Source organism: Corynebacterium falsenii, assembly GCF_020099275.1.
GTDB lineage: Bacteria > Actinomycetota > Actinomycetes > Mycobacteriales > Mycobacteriaceae > Corynebacterium > Corynebacterium falsenii.
Window position 1 is genome coordinate 1,702,049 of record NZ_CP083646.1, and the last position, 16,034, is coordinate 1,718,082.

Sequence of the window (16,034 nt, forward strand, 5' to 3'; positions counted from 1 at the left end):
CCCGTCGGGGCCGATGCAATCCACCACGCCCACTGTGTTCGCTGTGTCCACTGCGCCCTCTGCGTCGAGCACCTAGCCAGAGTTGCGCAGTGCCGTGGCCAGACCGTTCATCGTCAACTGGATTCCGGATCGCACCTTCCGAGAATCGTCGCCGGCGCGGTAGCGGCGCAGCAGCTCCACCTGCAACAGGTTGAGCGGAACCAGATATGGGAACCGGTTGCGCACCGAATTGGCGAGCTCTGGGTTATCCGTCAGCAGCGATTCGCGGCCGGTGATCTTGAGGTACATCTCCACGGTGAGCCGGTATTCCTTCTCGATGATGGAGAAGATACGCTTGGCGTCGTCCTGATCCGGCACCAAGTGGCTGTATAGCTCCGCAATGGCCATGTCCGCCTTTGACATCACCTGCGCCATGTTGGACAGCACGGAGTCGAAGAACGGCCAACGCTTGTGCAATTCGCGAAGGTAGTTCAGGCGTTCTTTCTCGCTCCCCGAGATCGACTGGCCATCGGCCAACCACTGCTCCAGAGCTGAGCCCACGCCGAACCAACCGGGCAGCATGATGCGCGATTGCGACCAGCTCAGCACCCACGGGATAGCGCGGAGATCGGAGATGTTCTTCGTCTCCTTGCGCGAGGACGGACGCGAGCCGATGTTGAGGCTCCCGATCTCGTGCAGCGGCGTGGAGGACGTGAAGTACTGGATGAATCCGGGGTCCTCGTGCATGAGCGCAGCGTAGGCTTTCTGCGACAGCGCGGAGAGCTCCCGCATCGTCTCGTAAGCCGGTTCCGGATTCTCGATCTCGTCGACGGGCAACAGGCTGGCTTCCAACGTGGCCGCTACCAGCGCCTCGAGATTGTGCCGGGCATTGACCCGGTCGCCGTACTTCGCGGAGATGATCTCGCCCTGCTCCGTGATGCGCACGGCGCCCTGCACCGCGCCCTCGGGCTGGGCGAGGATCGCCTCGTAGGACGGGCCGCCACCGCGACCCACCGTGCCACCACGGCCGTGGAACAGGCGCAGCGAGATGTCCGCATCGCTGGCGGCGGACACCAACGCCAGCTCGGCGTCATACAGTGCCCAGTTGGCCGCGAAGTACCCGCCGTCCTTGTTGGAGTCCGAGTATCCCAGCATGATCTCCTGCCGGTCCCCGCGCTGCTGCACGTAGTTGCGGTACAGCGGCAGCTTCCAGAGCTTGCGCATGATCTCAGCACCACCGGCGAGGTCGTCGATGGTCTCGAACAAGGGGATGACATCCACCGAGCCGGTGGGGGCATCCCGGTGCGCCCGAATGAGTCCCACCTCCTTGAGCAGAATCATGGGCTCTAGGATGTCGGAGACGGATTCCGCCATGGAGATGATGCAGTGCGGGATCACCTGCGGGCCAAACTTCCGCGCTGCGGCAGCAGCGGCTCGGAAGATGCCGAGCTCCTTAGCCGTGTTATCGCTGAACTCCGCCTCTGGATCAACGAGCGGACGGGGGCTCTGCAGTTCGCGGAGCAACAGCTCGATCTTGGCGTCCTCGTCCAGCTGTGCGTAATCATCGTGCACGGCGGCGTGCGCGAAAATCTCCGTGAGGACCTCCTCGAAGCTCTCGGAGTTCTGGCGCAGATCCAGCGCCGAGAGGTGGAACCCAAAGGTCTCCACGGCCTCGCGGAGGTCCGCCAGGGTGTGGTCGGCCAACAGCTCGTCCATGGAGTTGCGCAGCGAGGCATCGACCACGTGAATGTCGGCCAGCAACTCCTCGGGACCGGTGTACGGCTTGTGCCCCTTGTGCACACCACCGGCCACGACCGGCTCCCCCAGCGACTGCTTCGCCGTGGCCGCCACCCGTCCGCGCATTCCGTGCAGCGCCCGTCGGTACGGTTCGTCAGCCCGCGAGGGAATGTCGTTGTGCCCGCGATCTGCCAGGTCGGCGAGCTCATCGGTGACTTCCGTCAGCCGCGAGGACAAGCTCAGCTCGTGCTCGAGGTAATACAGCGTGTCCACGTAGTACTCGAAGATCGTCCGCGCCGCGGAACTCGTGGCCAGCTCCACCGTCTCCGCGGTGACGAACGGATTGCCGTCGTGGTCGCCGCCGATCCACGATCCAGGGCGCACCATCGGGGTGCGCTTTACTGCGTCGCCGTAGCGTTGGCACATGTGCTCATTCACACGCCGGTTGATCGCCGGGATCTCGGTGAGCAGGCTGATGCCGTAGTAGCGCAGGCCCACCTTGATTTCATCCTCGATGCGGGGTCGCACGCTACGGATCAGTGCCGTCTGCCAGAGCAGCGTCATGCGGCGTCGAATAACGAGGTCAATGGCTTCGAGTCGCTGCTGTGTGCGAGCGTTGTTGGGGGCGTTGAGGATCTCCCCGCGTCGGCGCATCATCTTCATGATGTCCTTCTGCACGTCGAAGACGGTCCTTCGCCGCGTTTCGGTGGGGTGCGCGGTGAGCACGGGCGCGACCATGGCTTTTTCCATCGTCGCCGCCACGGCCTCGGCCGAAACGCCGTTGTCATCCAGGGCCTTCCACGTGTACTCGAGGGTCGAGGGCTGCGCGGCCTCGCCCTCGTCGGCCGCCTTTTCGCGCAGCCGTTCCGCGTGGAGGTCCTCGGCCAGGTTCGCCATGAGGGCGAAGTGCGAGAACGCGCGAATTACGGGCAGCGCCTTATCCGTCGGCACGGCCTTGATCTGCTCGGCGAGGTCGGCGACGCGCAGCTCACCGTAACGCAGGTCGAAGGCCGCCGCACGCGCGTTCTCGATGAGGTTGAACGTGTACTCACCTTCCTGTTCGCGGATGACGTCGCCCAGGATGGTGCCGAGGTAGCGCGTGTCGTCGCGCACGGTGGGGTGGATATCGGCGTGGGGTGTTTCGGGCGGCAGGATGGGGATGGCCGTCCCTTCCACCGTCTTCGTCCGCAGCTGCTCCTTGTGCGCTGCGCCCTGTTTCAGGTCCTTGTTGTGTTCACCTGCGATAGTCATAGACACAAGAGTAGCGAGCACTCCGCGTTTGTGCGCAGAGTGCCCGCTAGTTCCTCTTTAATTTTGCGCCCACTACCTGCGGTGACCCGGCAATGTTAAGTTTCAGCGAACACTGCCGGTGCTCCCCTGGTCTCGGGTCGCTTCTTTTCGTCTCGACGCCACCTAGGACGCGTTTGCCGCTGCCGCGACAAGGCGGGCGAAGTCTTCGCCGTCCAGGGAGGCGCCGCCGACGAGTCCACCGTCAACGTCGGGCTGGGAGACGATCTCGGCAACGGAGTCTGTCTTCACGGAGCCACCGTAGAGGATGCGCAGACCAGCCGCGACGTCCTCTCCGCTGAGCTCGGCCACGAGCTTGCGGATGGCCGCGCAGACCTCTTGGGCATCCTCCGCCGAGGCGGTCTTGCCGGTGCCGATGGCCCAGACCGGTTCGTAGGCGATGACCACGTTGGACAGCTCGGCGGCGTCGATGCCCGCCAGGGACTCGCGAGTCTGGGTGACTACGTAGTCCACGTGCTCGCCAGCCTCACGAACTTCGAGGGGCTCACCGACGCACACGATGGGCTTCATATCGTGAGCCAGTGCGGCCTTGGCCTTGTTGGCGACCGTTTGGTTGTCCTCGTTGTGGTACTCGCGGCGCTCGGAGTGTCCCACGACTACCCAGGTGCAGCCCAGCTTGGCGAGCATGGGGCCGGAGACCTCACCGGTGTAGGCGCCGGACTCGTGCTCGGAGACGTCCTGAGCACCGTAGGTGATCTGGAGCTTGTCGCCGTCCACCAGGGTTTGGACAGAGCGGATGTCGGTGAACGGCGGGATAAACGCTACGTCTACCTTGTCGTAGTAGTCCTTGGGCAGGGCGAAGGCGAACTTCTGGACTACCTGGAGGGCCTCGAGGTGGTTGAGGTTCATCTTCCAGTTGCCAGCGATAAGCGGTGTGCGTGCAGCCATGTGTTGATAGGCCTTTCTAGGGTCGAGCGTGGATGGGTTGGGGCTGGTGAGTCTTCGCGACTCTTTTCAGTCTTTTCGCGTCTTCTCAGTCTTCGAGGACTGCAACGCCCGGCAGTTCCTTGCCCTCGAGGAACTCGAGGGAGGCACCGCCACCCGTGGAGATGTGGGTGAAACCGTCTTCGTTGAGGCCGAGGGTGCGCACGGCAGCGGCGGAATCGCCACCGCCGACCACGGAGTAGGCGCCATCACTGGTGGCAGCGATGATGGCTTCGGCGACACCCTTGGTGCCTGCGGCGAAGTTCGGGAACTCGAACACGCCCATGGGGCCGTTCCAGAAGATGGTCTTGGACTTGTTGAGGATCTCAGAGAATGCCTTGACGGACTCCGGTCCCACATCCAGGCCCATCCAACCTGCGGGGATGGACTTGAGGTCAACGGTGCGGTGGTCGGCTTCCTTGTCGAAGCGCTCGGCGACCTCCACGTCGGTCGGAAGCACGATGACGTCACCGAAGCGGTCGAGCAAATCCTTGCAGGTGTCGATCATGTCTTCCTGCAGCAGGGAGCCGCCGACCTCGTAGCCCTGGGCCGCGAGGAAGGTGAAGCACATGCCGCCACCGATGATGAGGTTGTCTACCTTGGGGGCGAGTGCCTCAATCACACCGAGCTTGTCGGACACCTTGGATCCACCGAGAACCACGGCGTAGGGGTGCTCGGGGTTGTCGGAGATCTTGCGCAGAACTTCGAGCTCGGTCTCAACGAGGCCACCGGCGTAGTGCGGGAGCTTCTTGGCAACGTCGTAGACGGAGGCCTGCTTGCGGTGCACAACACCGAAACCGTCGGAGACGAAAGCTCCATTGTCACCGGTCAGCGCCGCCAGCTCACTGGCGAACTCGGCGCGCTCGGCCTCGTCCTTGGAGGTCTCGCGGGGGTCGAAGCGCACATTTTCCAGCAGCAGGATGTCGCCATCATTGAGGCCGTTGGCGCGCTCGTGGGCATCTTCGCCGGTCACGTCCGATGCCAGCGGAACCCACTGATCCAGGCGCTCGGAGAGGGCCTCAGCAACGGGTGCGAGGGAGAACTCGTCCTTGACCTCACCCTTGGGGCGGCCGAGGTGAGCGGAGACGATTACGCGGGCACCAGCCTCGATGAGCTTCTTGAGGGTGGGCACAGACGCGTCGATGCGGCCGGGGTCGGTAATTTCTCCGTCGGAGAGCGGGACGTTGAGGTCCGCGCGCACGAGAACGTGGCGGCCTTCGACGCCTTCATTGATCAGATCTTGGACGGTTTTCACTGCCATGGTCATCAAATCCTGTTCGCAAATTCGTTGGTGTTGAGAAGGTAGATATCGAGCATTAATTGGGTCGGTCCCATTAACCAGGTCGGTCCCAGGGCCCCTAGGTACACGTCGAACCGAGACAGCAGGAAACGCTGCTGTGCTCGGTTCGCATGGTGTTCATGGGGTCACACGCTTAGAGGCGCTCTCCCACGTAGGTGGTGAGGTCGACGAGGCGGCTGGAGTAGCCCCACTCGTTGTCGTACCAGGAAACAACCTTGACCTGGTTGTCGATGACCTTGGTCAGGCCGGAGTCGAAGATGGAGGAGTGCGGGTCGCCCACGATGTCGGTGGAAACCAGCGGAGCATCGTCGGAGTACTTGGCGATGCCCTTCAGCTCACCCTCGGCAGCCTTCTTCAGAGCGGCGTTGACGGACTCGACGGTGACGGGCTTCTCAGCCTCGAAGGTCAGGTCAGTCAGGGAGCCGGTGATAACGGGAACGCGGACAGCGTAGCCATCCAGCTTGCCCTTGAGCTGCGGGAGCACCAGGGACACGGCCTTGGCTGCACCGGTGGAGGTGGGAACCAGGTTCACGGCAGCGGCGCGGGCGCGGCGCAGATCCTTGTGCGGTGCGTCGTGCAGGCGCTGATCGCCGGTGTATGCGTGAACGGTGGTCATGAGGCCACGCACGATGCCGAACTCATCATCGAGCACCTTGGCCAGCGGAGCCAGGCAGTTGGTGGTGCAGGATGCGTTGGAGATGATGTTGTGGTTCTCGGGATCGTAATCGGTGTGGTTCACACCCATCACGAAGGTCGCGTCCTCGTTCTTGCCGGGGGCGGAGATGATGACCTTCTTGGCGCCGGCGTCGATGTGAGCCTTGGCGTCGTTAGCGTCGGTGAAGAAGCCGGTGGACTCGATGACGATGTCCGCACCGAGCTCGCCCCACTTGAGGTTCTTCGGATCGCGCTCAGCAGAGACGGCGATGCGGTGGCCATCAACCGTTATGGACTCATCGTCGTACTCAACTTTCGCGTCGAGGTGACCCATCACGGAGTCGTTCTGCAGAAGCACGGACAGAGTCTTGTTGTCGGTGAGGTCATTGATGCCGACAATTTCGATATCCGCGCCCTGCTCCTTGACAGCGCGGAAGAAGTTGCGGCCGATACGGCCGAAGCCGTTGATGCCAACACGGATCGTCACGATTGATCTCCTAAAGATATAGACGTTCACGAACGTTTTTCATGGCCAGCGCCTGAGGCGGGACTGCAACCCGCATCATGCGCTCACACAATCGAGACTACCCTGCAATCCGCACGGCTGCAGAAGGATTTACCCCTGTCGGTATAAGTGTTTCGAGGCCACACTAAAGCAGCACTAGAGCACCAGTAAAGCGCCACTAAGGCAGCGCTATCCTTCGTCGAGCTCCATGTTCACTGCCTCCTGGGTGTCGGGGATGCCCAGCTCCTCGGCACGTTTATCAGCCATGGACAGTAGGCGCCGGATTCGTCCGGCCACCGCATCCTTGGTCATGGCTGGTTCAGCGAGCCGCCCGAGTTCCTCCAGCGACGCCTCCTTGTGCTCCACGCGCAACCGACCCGCTTCCGCGAGGTGCTGTGGTACGTCGTCACCCAAGATGTCCAGCGCTCGGTTTACCCGAATTGCTGCCGCCGCCGCTGCTCGCGCGCTGCGGCGCAGATTGGCATCGTCGAAGTTGGCCAAGCGGTTGGCCTTTGCGCGGTTTTCCCGGTACTGGCGTTGCTTCTCCCAATCCTCGCGGGCGTCCGTCGCTCCCATGAGCAACAGGAGTCGCCCAATCGATTCGCCGTCTCGGAGAACCACGCGGTGTGTGCCGCGAGCCTCCTTTGTTTTCGCGGCGACGTCGATGCGCCGAGCCGCTCCGACCAGAGCCAGCGCTGCCTCGTTGGAGGGGGTCGTGACCTCGAGTGCGGAGGATCGGCCGGGATCAGTGAGATAACCGTGTGCCAGGAAGGCGCCTCGCCAGGCGGCTACACACTGCTCCTTCGTGCCACCGATGATGAATCGAGGAAGGCCGCGGACTGGGCGGCCAGCGCGGTCGATGAGCTCGGTACGACGGGCCAGCTCCAGTCCGCCGTCCTCCCAGCGCAGGATGTATCGCGGTGAGCGGCGCAAGTTGCCGGCACCCACCACGTGCAGCTCTGCCTCTAAGTGGAATAGCTGCTCAATCATGGTGGAGACTCGGTGCGCGGTGTCCTCGGAGTCGACCTCGGCCTCGACCACGATGGAACCGTTGACCAGGTGCAGTGCGGCGGTGTAGCGCAACAGGCTGGCGACCTCTGCCAGCTTCTCGTCGGACCGAGCCACATCCACCTTGGTCAGTTCGGCCTTCACATCGGCTGTTAGCGCCACTACACGTCCTTCCCATGGGCGGGAGCGTTGTCCGTTCCCGCCGCGACTTCCTGCAACACGGAGGCGAGCTTGGACGGCTTGTGTCGATCCGTCCAGCGGCCTCGGTTGTCATCTTCTCGCACATCACGATAGAGCACCTGTGCCCCCAGGGACGAAGCTGCCCGGTCAATGTGCCTCCGCGTGCTGTGGCTGGGCATGGTGGACAGGTCCACGATGACGTCGTCGATCTTCAATTCCGGACTGTGCTGACGGATCATGTGGATGTGGTGCTCCAGCGACAAGCCCTCGGTCTCGCCGGGTTCGGGGACGAGGTTGAGGATGAGCACCTTGGGTGCGGATGTCTCATTGAGTGCCTGCACGATGTCGGGCACGAGCACGTGCGGGATCACGCTGGAAAACCACGAGCCGGGTCCCATCGTCACGAGATCCGCCTTCATGATGGCTTCCACGGCTTCGGGGGACGCCGGAGGATGATCGGGGAACAAGCGCACGCGGCGCACCTCCCCCAGTGTCGATGCCACAGCCACCTGGCCGCGCACGCTCACGACCTCGCGGGGATCCTGCTCCAAGCCGATGACCTCGGCTTCCAGGTCCAGTGGCTCGGGGCTCATCGGGATCACTCGCCCTTTGACGCCAAGCAAGCTAGACAACTCATCGAGGGCGGCCAGCTCGCTTCCCATCACCTGGGCGAGGCCCGTGATGAGGAAATTGCCCAACGCGTGCCCCTTCAACGCACCATTGCCGCCGAAGCGGTGCTGCAGGGCGGTCTCCCACATGTGGCCCCGCTCGTTATCCCGGGCCAGGGCTGCCAGCGCCATGCGCAGGTCGCCGGGCGGGAGCATGCCGAGTTCCCGGCGGATCCGCCCGGACGAGCCACCATCATCAGCGACGGTGACGATGGCGGAGACGTGATCGGAGACTGACCGTGCCGACCGCAGGGTGTTGAACAGCCCGTGGCCACCACCCATGCAGGCCACTCGGCCGATGGACGCAGTGCTGTCAGTACGAGCGCCATCAGAATGAGCGCCGTCAGAATGAGCGCCGTCAGAATGAGCGCCATCAGAATGAAGCTCAGTGTGTTCAGTCGTCATTGCTCTATCGCTCCAGGTCGCGGTGGGAAACTTTCACATTCATGTGGTCGGAGGCAAGCCTGCGTCCGAGCTCTTCTACGACCGCCACACTGCGGTGGTGACCTCCGGTGCAGCCCACCGCAACGGTGACGAAGGACTTGCCCTCGCGTCGGAAACCGGGAAGCGTGGAATGCAGCAACATTTCGGCGCTGCGCAGGAACTCCGTGGCGCCCTCTTGATGCAGCACGTAGTCCGCGACCTGGGGATCCGTTCCCCGGTACGGGCGCAGCTCCTCCACCCAGTACGGGTTCGGCAAGAAACGCGCGTCCAGCAGCATGTCCACATCCCGCGGCGCGCCGTTTTTGAAGCCGAAGCTCATAAGATTAACCCGCACGCCGTACTGGTCCTCGCTGGCGAAGAAGTCCTCCAACTGGCGGCGCAGATCGTGCACGCTCTTCTTGGTGGTGTCGAGGATGATGTCCGAACGATCCCGGATGCGCTGCAGCATGGCGCGCTCCCGGTTGATGCCGTCCATGAGCGTGCCGTCTCCCTGCAGCGGGTGCGTGCGACGCACCGCGTCGAAGCGTGCAATGAGGGCCTCATCGGTGGCGTCGAGAAAAAGAACGGTGGCATGGCGGCCACGGGTATGCAGCGCATCGAGCACCTCGCACAGGTCACCGGCGAAATCGCGGGAGCGAACGTCCGTGACCACGGCGAGCTTCTCGATGGGAGATTCATCCTCGAAGCTCAGCTCCACCATGCGCATGATCAGCTCCGGCGGAAGGTTATCCGCCACGTACCACCCCAGCTCCTCCAATGCCGCGGCCGTGGCCCGGCGACCAGCGCCGGACATGCCGGTGATGAGGATCAGGGAGGGGTCAACGTAATCGCGATGGGGAGGCGACGCACTACCGAGGGAGCTCATGAGCTCGATCCTACCTAGCCCTGCAAGGCGTCGTGGATGACTTGAGCCAGACTAGGCCCAAATCCGGGGAGGGCCGCAATGTCCTCCACGCTCGCCTCGCGAACCTTAGCCACCGAGCCGAAGGCCTTGACCAACTGCTTGCGTCGTTTCGGGCCCAGCCCCTTGATGTCATCGAGCTTGCTGCGCCGCATCCGAGAGCTCCGCTGCTGCCGGTGGAACGTGATGGCGAACCGGTGTGCCTCGTCGCGGATGTACTGCACCAGATACAGGGCCTGGGAATTGCGCGGAACGATGACCGGGTAGTCCTCCCCCGGCACCCACAATTCCTCGAGGCGCTTGGCGATGCCCACCAACGTCACGTCGGTGATGCCGAGTTCGTCCAGCACCTTCTGCGCAGCATTGACCTGGGGTTGGCCACCATCGACGATAAACAGCTGCGGTGGATACGCGAACGGGCGCCGGGGCTCCTTGTGCGTGCTCGCGCCGCTTCTGGCCGGGTCCCCAGCGGAGTCCCCAGCCGCAGGCTCGTCGTTGAGCTCTTCCTCGCCTTCCAGCAGATCACCGCCATCATCGCCCGCAGGAACAGCGGTCTGGTCCTTGAGGTAGCGCTGGAAACGCCGCCGCACAACCTCGGCGATGGAGGCGACATCGTCCGAGCGCCCGTCACCCGCGGCCTCGCGGATCTTGTACCGGCGGTAATCGGACTTCTTCGGCAACCCATCCTCGAACACTACGAGCGAGGCCACCACGTCCGTGCCCTGGATATGCGAGATGTCGATGCACTCGATGCGCAGCGGAGACTCGTCCATCCACAGCGCCTCCTGCAACTCCTGCAGTGCCGCCGACCGGGTGGTGAGATCCCCCGCCCGCTTGAGCTTGTGCTGGGCCAGTGCCTGGGTGGCGTTCGTTGTGGCGGTCTCCATGAGGGCCCGCTTATCGCCGCGCTGCGGCACGCGGATCGACACGTTGGATCCGCGCAAACTGGTGAGCCACTCCGCGAGTTCGTCGGCCTCCGCCGGCATGGAATTGACCAAGACCTCGCGAGGCACGGGCGTGACCTGCACATCGCCTACGAGATCGCCCAGCTCTGTCGCTGCCGCGGGGTTAATCGCCCGAGCGAGGTCGCGGTCGACGTGCGAACTGGACGCACCGCCCACCGCCGTTTCCGTCGCCCGGGCCAGCTCAGCCTCCTCACCATAAAACTGGGTGATGAAATCTGAGACGAGGGCGGCGTCGGACGAATCCTCCCGCTCCACGACCCACCCGCGTTGGCCATGAATGCGGCCCCCACGCACGTGGAAGATCTGCACGGCGGCCTCGAGATCATCGGAGACGATGCAGATGAGGTCGGCGTCTGTGTTGTCCGAGAAGACGACAGCCTGGCGCTCCATCGCCTTCGTCATCGCCTGCAGCTGATCGCGCAGGGACGCAGCGCGCTCGAAATCCAGGTTCTCAGCGGCGTCTTCCATGTCGCGCTTCACCCGCGCCAACACGGCATCGGTATTGCCGGCCATGAACCGCGAGAACTGATCCACGAGCTCGCGGTGCTCCTCGGGCGTGACCTTGCCGATGCACGGGGCACTGCACCGGTCGATATAGCCCAGCAGGCAGGGCCGATCCAGCGCCTGGTGGCGGCGATACACGCCCGTGGTGCACGTGCGGATGGGGAACACTCGGGTGAGCGATTCCAAGGTTTCGCGGATCGCCCATGCCTTCGGGTACGGGCCGAAATATCGCACGCCCTTGCGCCGTGGCCCCCGGTAGACGAACGCGCGCGGGATCTCCTCTTTTACGCTGATGGCCAGCATCGGGTACGTCTTATCGTCCCGGTACATCACGTTGAAGCGCGGGTTGAAGCGCTTGATCCAGGTGTACTCCAGGTTGAGCGCTTCAAGCTCGCTGGAGACCACGGTCCACTGCACGTGGTTGGCGGACTGCACCATGGCCCGCGTGCGCGGGTGTAGCTGGCTGAGATCTTGGAAGTAGTTGGACAGCCGCGCGCGCAGGTTCTTGGCTTTGCCCACGTAGATCACGCGATCAGAGGCATCGCGGAACGTGTACACCCCAGGCTGCGTGGGGATCGACCCGGGTTCCGGGCGGTAGGACACGGTTCGGGCCGGTTTACTCATCCGGCATGTAGCGGTCTTCGAGCTGGCGGAAGTGCTCCACGTTGGCGGCAATGGTCTCGCGGTCGTAGATGTTCAGCGCCATCATGGGCACGAACTCGAAATCGGGCAACTCCAACCGCGCCCAGCGAGCTTCCGTCGGGAACGACAGACCGTGCACGATCTGCCACGGGTAGAACTGCGCGTTGACGATGTTGCGCACCTCTACCCCACGCCTGTTCACTCGCACGCGCGGGCGCAGCAGGGACAGCGCCACGCCGGAAAGCACCAGGCCGATGCCCACGAAACCGAACTGGTCCACGGTGGTCACGGCCACGCCCGTGTTGCCGACCTTCACGACGATGGCCATGAAGATGTGCACGGCCATGATGAGCACCACCAAGATCCAGGCGACCTTTTTCAGGAAAGGAGAGTGAACCTCCAGCTCCCACTGCGGCTGAGCCTGCGGTTGCCCTGTCCCTTGACGTGCGGTCACTGCGCCCACTCCGTTCTCGGTTTTCTTCACGTGAATTACCCTACTCGCCCCGCTGGTTGTCCTGCCAATGAGCGTCGTGCGTCTGAATGTCGCGCAACACCAGCGCCGTGTGGATCGCGGCTGTGGCGGAATCCGCACCCTTGTCCTCGGCTGATCCCGGCACGCCCGACCGGTCCACGGCCTGCCCGTGGGTGGAGACCGTCAGCACGCCGTTACCCACCGGAGTGTCGTAGTCCAGCGCGATGCGGGTGAGGCCATAGGTCACGGCGTCGCAGACCACGCGGAAGTGGTCGGTCTCCCCCTCGATGACGCATCCGGTGGCCACCACGGCATCGAAGCGCTGGCACGCCGCTGCCACGGCTACGGGCAGCTCCAGCGCCCCGGCGACACGCCATGCCTCGACCTTCGCCCCGGCCTCCTGCGCGGTGGCGATGGCACGCTCGTGGAGCTGGTCGGTGATATCGGCATTCCACGTTGCACTGATCACCGCCACTGTCATGCCTGCGGCTGCTTCTGGTTTCAGAGCAATATCGGCGACGCCTGAACCTGCCATAATTCACGATCCTTTTATCGGTAGTTAGCGGTGGGCACTGGCCTGGCGGGGTGACCGCGTTAGCGCAGCGAATCGAGCTGGTGACCCATGCGATCGCGCTTGGTGCGCAGATACTCGATGTTTTCCGGGTTGGGTTCCAACTCTACGGGGATGCGCTGGGAGACCTCGATGCCGTACTTGCGAAGATTATCGATCTTCGCCGGATTGTTGGAAATCAACGCGACCGAGGCCACGCCCAAGTCCTTGAGAATCTGGGCAGCTGCACTGTACTCCCGGGTATCCACTGGAAGGCCTTGCTCCGTATTGGCGTCGACGGTATCGAGGCCCTGATCTTGGAGCACATACGCCCGCAGCTTGGGCATCAGTCCGATGCCTCGGCCTTCCTGACCCCGTAGGTAGACGAGCACGCCCGCGCCGCGTTCGTTGATGAGGTCAAGGGAGGCGTGGAGTTGCTCGCCGCAATCGCAGCGCATCGAGCCGAACACATCGCCGGTGAGGCACTCGGAGTGCACGCGCACGGGCACGTCGGTGCAGTCCCGGACGTCTCCCTTGACGAGCGCCACGTGGTCGAGGTCGTCGACGAGGCTGTGGTAGCCCACGGCCTGGAACTCACCGTGGGTGGTGGGCAGGCGGGTTTCCACATCTCGGTGAATAGTGGGCGTGTTGTTGCGCTTCCACTCCACGAGCTGCTCGATGGAGATCAGGGCCAGCCCGTGCTTGTCCGCGAAGCGGCGCAGTTCCGGCAGCCGGGCCATTTCCGTGGGGTGATCCTCGCTGACGACCTCACACAGCACTCCGGCCGGGCGCAAGCCGGCTGCTCGGGCGAGATCGACGGATGCTTCGGTGTGACCCTGGCGCACCAACACTCCGCCGCGGCGGGCGCGCAGCGGCACCACGTGGCCCGGGCGGTTGAAGGTGGTGGAGGTGGAGTTCGGGTCGGCCAGCAGCCGCACGGTATAGGCGCGGTCGGTGGCGCTGATTCCCGTATCGACGCCCTCAGCAGCATCGACCGTCACGGTGTACGCGGTGCCACGGACGTCCTCGTTGCGGGCCATCATGGGGGGAAGCGCCAAGCGGTCGCAGTCGCTGTTTTCCATGCCCACGCAGACGTAGCCGGAGCTGTGGCGGACCATGAAGGCCATGAGCTCTGGGGTGGCAAGCTGGGCGGCGAAGATGAGGTCACCTTCATTCTCGCGGTTTTCATCATCAACGACCACAACGGCCTTGCCCGCGGCGATGTCTGCGATGGCGCGTTCGACCGAGTCGAGCTGGATGTTGTCTGAGTGTGTCATGGGGTCCTTTGTTGTCCAATCGGTATCCGTCAGGCGGCGTGGCTGCGGTGGTTTAGCCAGGTACGGCTGAGTGTCTGCTAAGTCTGCGGATGGAGCCGATCGAGGTATTTCGCGATGACGTCGCATTCGATGTTGACGTGGTCGCTGGGGCTGAGGGAGGCGAGCATGGTGTCGGCCAGCGTGGTGGGGATAAGGGACACCTCGAACCACCAGTCCTCGCGCGAGGACTGCTGTGGTGACGCCCCCACGGATGGCTCGGGAGCGTCGGCCATTTCGGAGACGGTCAGGGACGTTCCGTTGATGGCGATGGATCCCTTCTTCACCACGTAGCGGCGCAGCGCCGGGTCGGAAAGGGTGAAGCGGAAGACCTCCCAGTGTTCCGAGGGCGTGCGGCTGACGACCGTGGCGAATCCGTCCACATGGCCTTGGACGATATGACCGCCGAATCGTCCTCCGGCCGCCATGGCACGTTCCAGATTCACCGGATCGCCGGGCTGCAACTCACCGATGGTGGTGTAGTCCAGGGTGACCTGCATGACGTCGGCGGTGAAGAAGCCGGAGTTACTGGAGTTATTGGAGTTGTCAGGGTTGCTAGTGCCGGATTCAGATGGCGTGCCGAAGTCCGTGACGGTGAGGCACACCCCGTTGACGGCAATGGAATCGCCGTGCGAGACATCATCCAGGATGGCGGATGCCTCCACCGTGAGTCGGAGCGCATCGCCCTCGCGGTCGATGGATCGAACCGATCCCACTTCTTCGATGATCCCGGTAAACACGAACTTCGTAAGCCTCCACGTTGGCCCCAACCCTCACTGGGGCGGGACGCGATCTGTTCTATGTGTATTGACGATAGTCTAGGTCACACTTGCGGCCGATCTATCATTCGGGTCATGCCCCGCCGCGGGTCAGTGTCCACAGCACGTCCTGGCCCGCGGGCGTGATGGATCGAGGGGTGAAGCGTTTGATGTCACCGATGGTTCGCCCGAGCTGACCGGTTGGATCCACCACGGCGGCAGCGCCGTTGCCCAATACGGCCGGCGCGGCATAAAACTGGATGGAATCCACCAGATCGGCTGCGAGGAAGGCGGCGATGATCGACGGGCCACCCTCGACGAGCACGGAGATGGCACTGCCGGCAGTTTCGCGTGCGATCTGTTCCAGCACCTCGCGTGGGTCGTGCGAGCGCACATGCAACCATTGGCCCGGCGTGCCCCTAATGGCGGCGTCTTCGGGGAGATCTCGGTTGCCCATCACCACCCGCAGTGGTTGGCGCTCACTGGCCATCGTGGTTCCGTCGGGGAAACGCGCGGTCAAGCGCGGATTGTCGGCGGCGACGGTGCCGGTTCCCACGATGATGGCATCGCGGCAGCTGCGGTCCTCGTGAACGAGTCGCCGAGCGGTGTCGCCGGTGATCCACTGACTCGTGCCATCGGCGGCGGCAATCCGGCCGTCAAGAGTGCTGGCCATCTTCACGGTGACGTGCGGCCTTCCCTCCTGGACCGACACCAACCACGGCTCCACCGATGCTTCTGGTTCCCAGGCCGGAATATCCGCGAGGCTCGGCCAGACCGGTCCGACAACCTGCACACCCGCAGCCCGCAACGTCTCGGCTCCCCCAGCGGCGGCAGGAAAGGGATCGGCGAACAAGTAGTGCACTTCAGCCACCCCGGCGGCGATGAGCGCCTGCGCACAGGGGCCGGTGCGTCCGGTGTGATTGCACGGTTCCAACGTCACATACGCGCGGGACCCGCGTGCGCGCTCCCCTGCCTCGTCGAGCGCCACGATTTCCGCGTGCTTTCCCCCTGGGGCCTGGGTGCTACCGCGCCCAACGATCGTGCCGTGAGCGTCGACGATGACCGCGCCCACTGCTGGATTGGGTGAACTGATCCCCCAGGCCTCCCAGCCCTGGCGGATCGCTTCGGCGAAGAAGGCACTGTCGGCACGGGCGGCACTGTCGGCGCTGTCGGCGCTGTCGGTGCTGCTGTTGCAGCCGAGAGAACTGAGACTCATCGTGTC

At 63.9% G+C, this 16,034-nt stretch carries 13 protein-coding genes; all 13 read right to left on the reverse strand.

Annotated features, from left to right (window positions below; all coding sequences use genetic code 11):
- Nucleotides 1-72: 72 nt before the first annotated feature.
- The 13 genes from ppc to ribD all read right to left on the reverse strand — a co-directional run bounded on the left by ppc (nucleotide 73) and on the right by ribD (nucleotide 16,028).
- The gene (gene ppc / locus LA343_RS07485; RefSeq protein WP_025402716.1) at nucleotides 73-2,841 is read right to left on the reverse strand and encodes a phosphoenolpyruvate carboxylase; all 2,769 of its coding nucleotides are present in this window, start codon (nucleotides 2,839-2,841) and stop codon (nucleotides 73-75) included.
- A 288-nt stretch (nucleotides 2,842-3,129) separates the two neighbouring features.
- Nucleotides 3,130-3,912, reverse strand: coding sequence for a triose-phosphate isomerase (gene tpiA / locus LA343_RS07490; protein ID WP_025402717.1), 783 nt, complete (start codon nucleotides 3,910-3,912; stop codon nucleotides 3,130-3,132).
- An 85-nt stretch (nucleotides 3,913-3,997) separates the two neighbouring features.
- Entirely contained in the window at nucleotides 3,998-5,209 is a 1,212-nt protein-coding gene (locus tag LA343_RS07495; protein ID WP_025402718.1) for a phosphoglycerate kinase, read from the reverse strand.
- 172 nt (nucleotides 5,210-5,381) lie between these two features.
- Nucleotides 5,382-6,389, reverse strand: coding sequence for a type I glyceraldehyde-3-phosphate dehydrogenase (gene gap / locus LA343_RS07500; protein ID WP_025402719.1), 1,008 nt, complete (start codon nucleotides 6,387-6,389; stop codon nucleotides 5,382-5,384).
- Between the two features lie 207 nt (nucleotides 6,390-6,596).
- The gene (gene whiA, locus LA343_RS07505; RefSeq protein WP_025402720.1) at nucleotides 6,597-7,577 is read right to left on the reverse strand and encodes a DNA-binding protein WhiA; all 981 of its coding nucleotides are present in this window, start codon (nucleotides 7,575-7,577) and stop codon (nucleotides 6,597-6,599) included.
- Complete coding sequence (locus LA343_RS07510) at nucleotides 7,577-8,545, reverse strand: gluconeogenesis factor YvcK family protein (RefSeq protein WP_025402721.1); 969 nt, start codon at nucleotides 8,543-8,545, stop codon at nucleotides 7,577-7,579. Before LA343_RS07510 ends, whiA begins: the two co-directional genes overlap by 1 nt.
- Before the next feature lie 127 nt (nucleotides 8,546-8,672).
- Complete coding sequence (gene rapZ, locus LA343_RS07515; RefSeq protein WP_025402722.1) at nucleotides 8,673-9,572, reverse strand: RNase adapter RapZ; 900 nt, start codon at nucleotides 9,570-9,572, stop codon at nucleotides 8,673-8,675.
- A gap of 14 nt (nucleotides 9,573-9,586) precedes the next feature.
- Nucleotides 9,587-11,701: an excinuclease ABC subunit UvrC gene (gene uvrC / locus LA343_RS07520; RefSeq protein WP_025402723.1), complete on the reverse strand. Its 2,115-nt coding sequence runs from the start codon at nucleotides 11,699-11,701 to the stop codon at nucleotides 9,587-9,589.
- A complete protein-coding gene (locus LA343_RS07525; RefSeq protein WP_374957149.1) occupies nucleotides 11,694-12,182 on the reverse strand; it encodes a PH domain-containing protein in 489 nt (162 codons plus the stop codon). Before LA343_RS07525 ends, uvrC begins: the two co-directional genes overlap by 8 nt.
- Before the next feature lie 31 nt (nucleotides 12,183-12,213).
- Nucleotides 12,214-12,726 (reverse strand): 6,7-dimethyl-8-ribityllumazine synthase, encoded by a 513-nt coding sequence (gene ribH, locus LA343_RS07530; protein WP_025402725.1) that lies wholly within the window; start codon nucleotides 12,724-12,726, stop codon nucleotides 12,214-12,216.
- A gap of 59 nt (nucleotides 12,727-12,785) precedes the next feature.
- Nucleotides 12,786-14,018, reverse strand: coding sequence for a bifunctional 3,4-dihydroxy-2-butanone-4-phosphate synthase/GTP cyclohydrolase II (locus tag LA343_RS07535; protein ID WP_025402726.1), 1,233 nt, complete (start codon nucleotides 14,016-14,018; stop codon nucleotides 12,786-12,788).
- Nucleotides 14,019-14,095: 77 nt separating this feature from the next.
- On the reverse strand, nucleotides 14,096-14,794 hold the full coding sequence (locus LA343_RS07540; RefSeq protein WP_025402727.1) for a riboflavin synthase: 699 nt from the start codon (nucleotides 14,792-14,794) through the stop codon (nucleotides 14,096-14,098).
- Between the two features lie 112 nt (nucleotides 14,795-14,906).
- Nucleotides 14,907-16,028 carry a bifunctional diaminohydroxyphosphoribosylaminopyrimidine deaminase/5-amino-6-(5-phosphoribosylamino)uracil reductase RibD gene (ribD, locus tag LA343_RS07545; RefSeq protein ID WP_025402728.1) on the reverse strand — a complete coding sequence of 374 codons (1,122 nt, stop codon included), beginning with the start codon at nucleotides 16,026-16,028 and terminating at the stop codon, nucleotides 14,907-14,909.
- Between the last annotated feature and the right edge of the window lie 6 nt (nucleotides 16,029-16,034).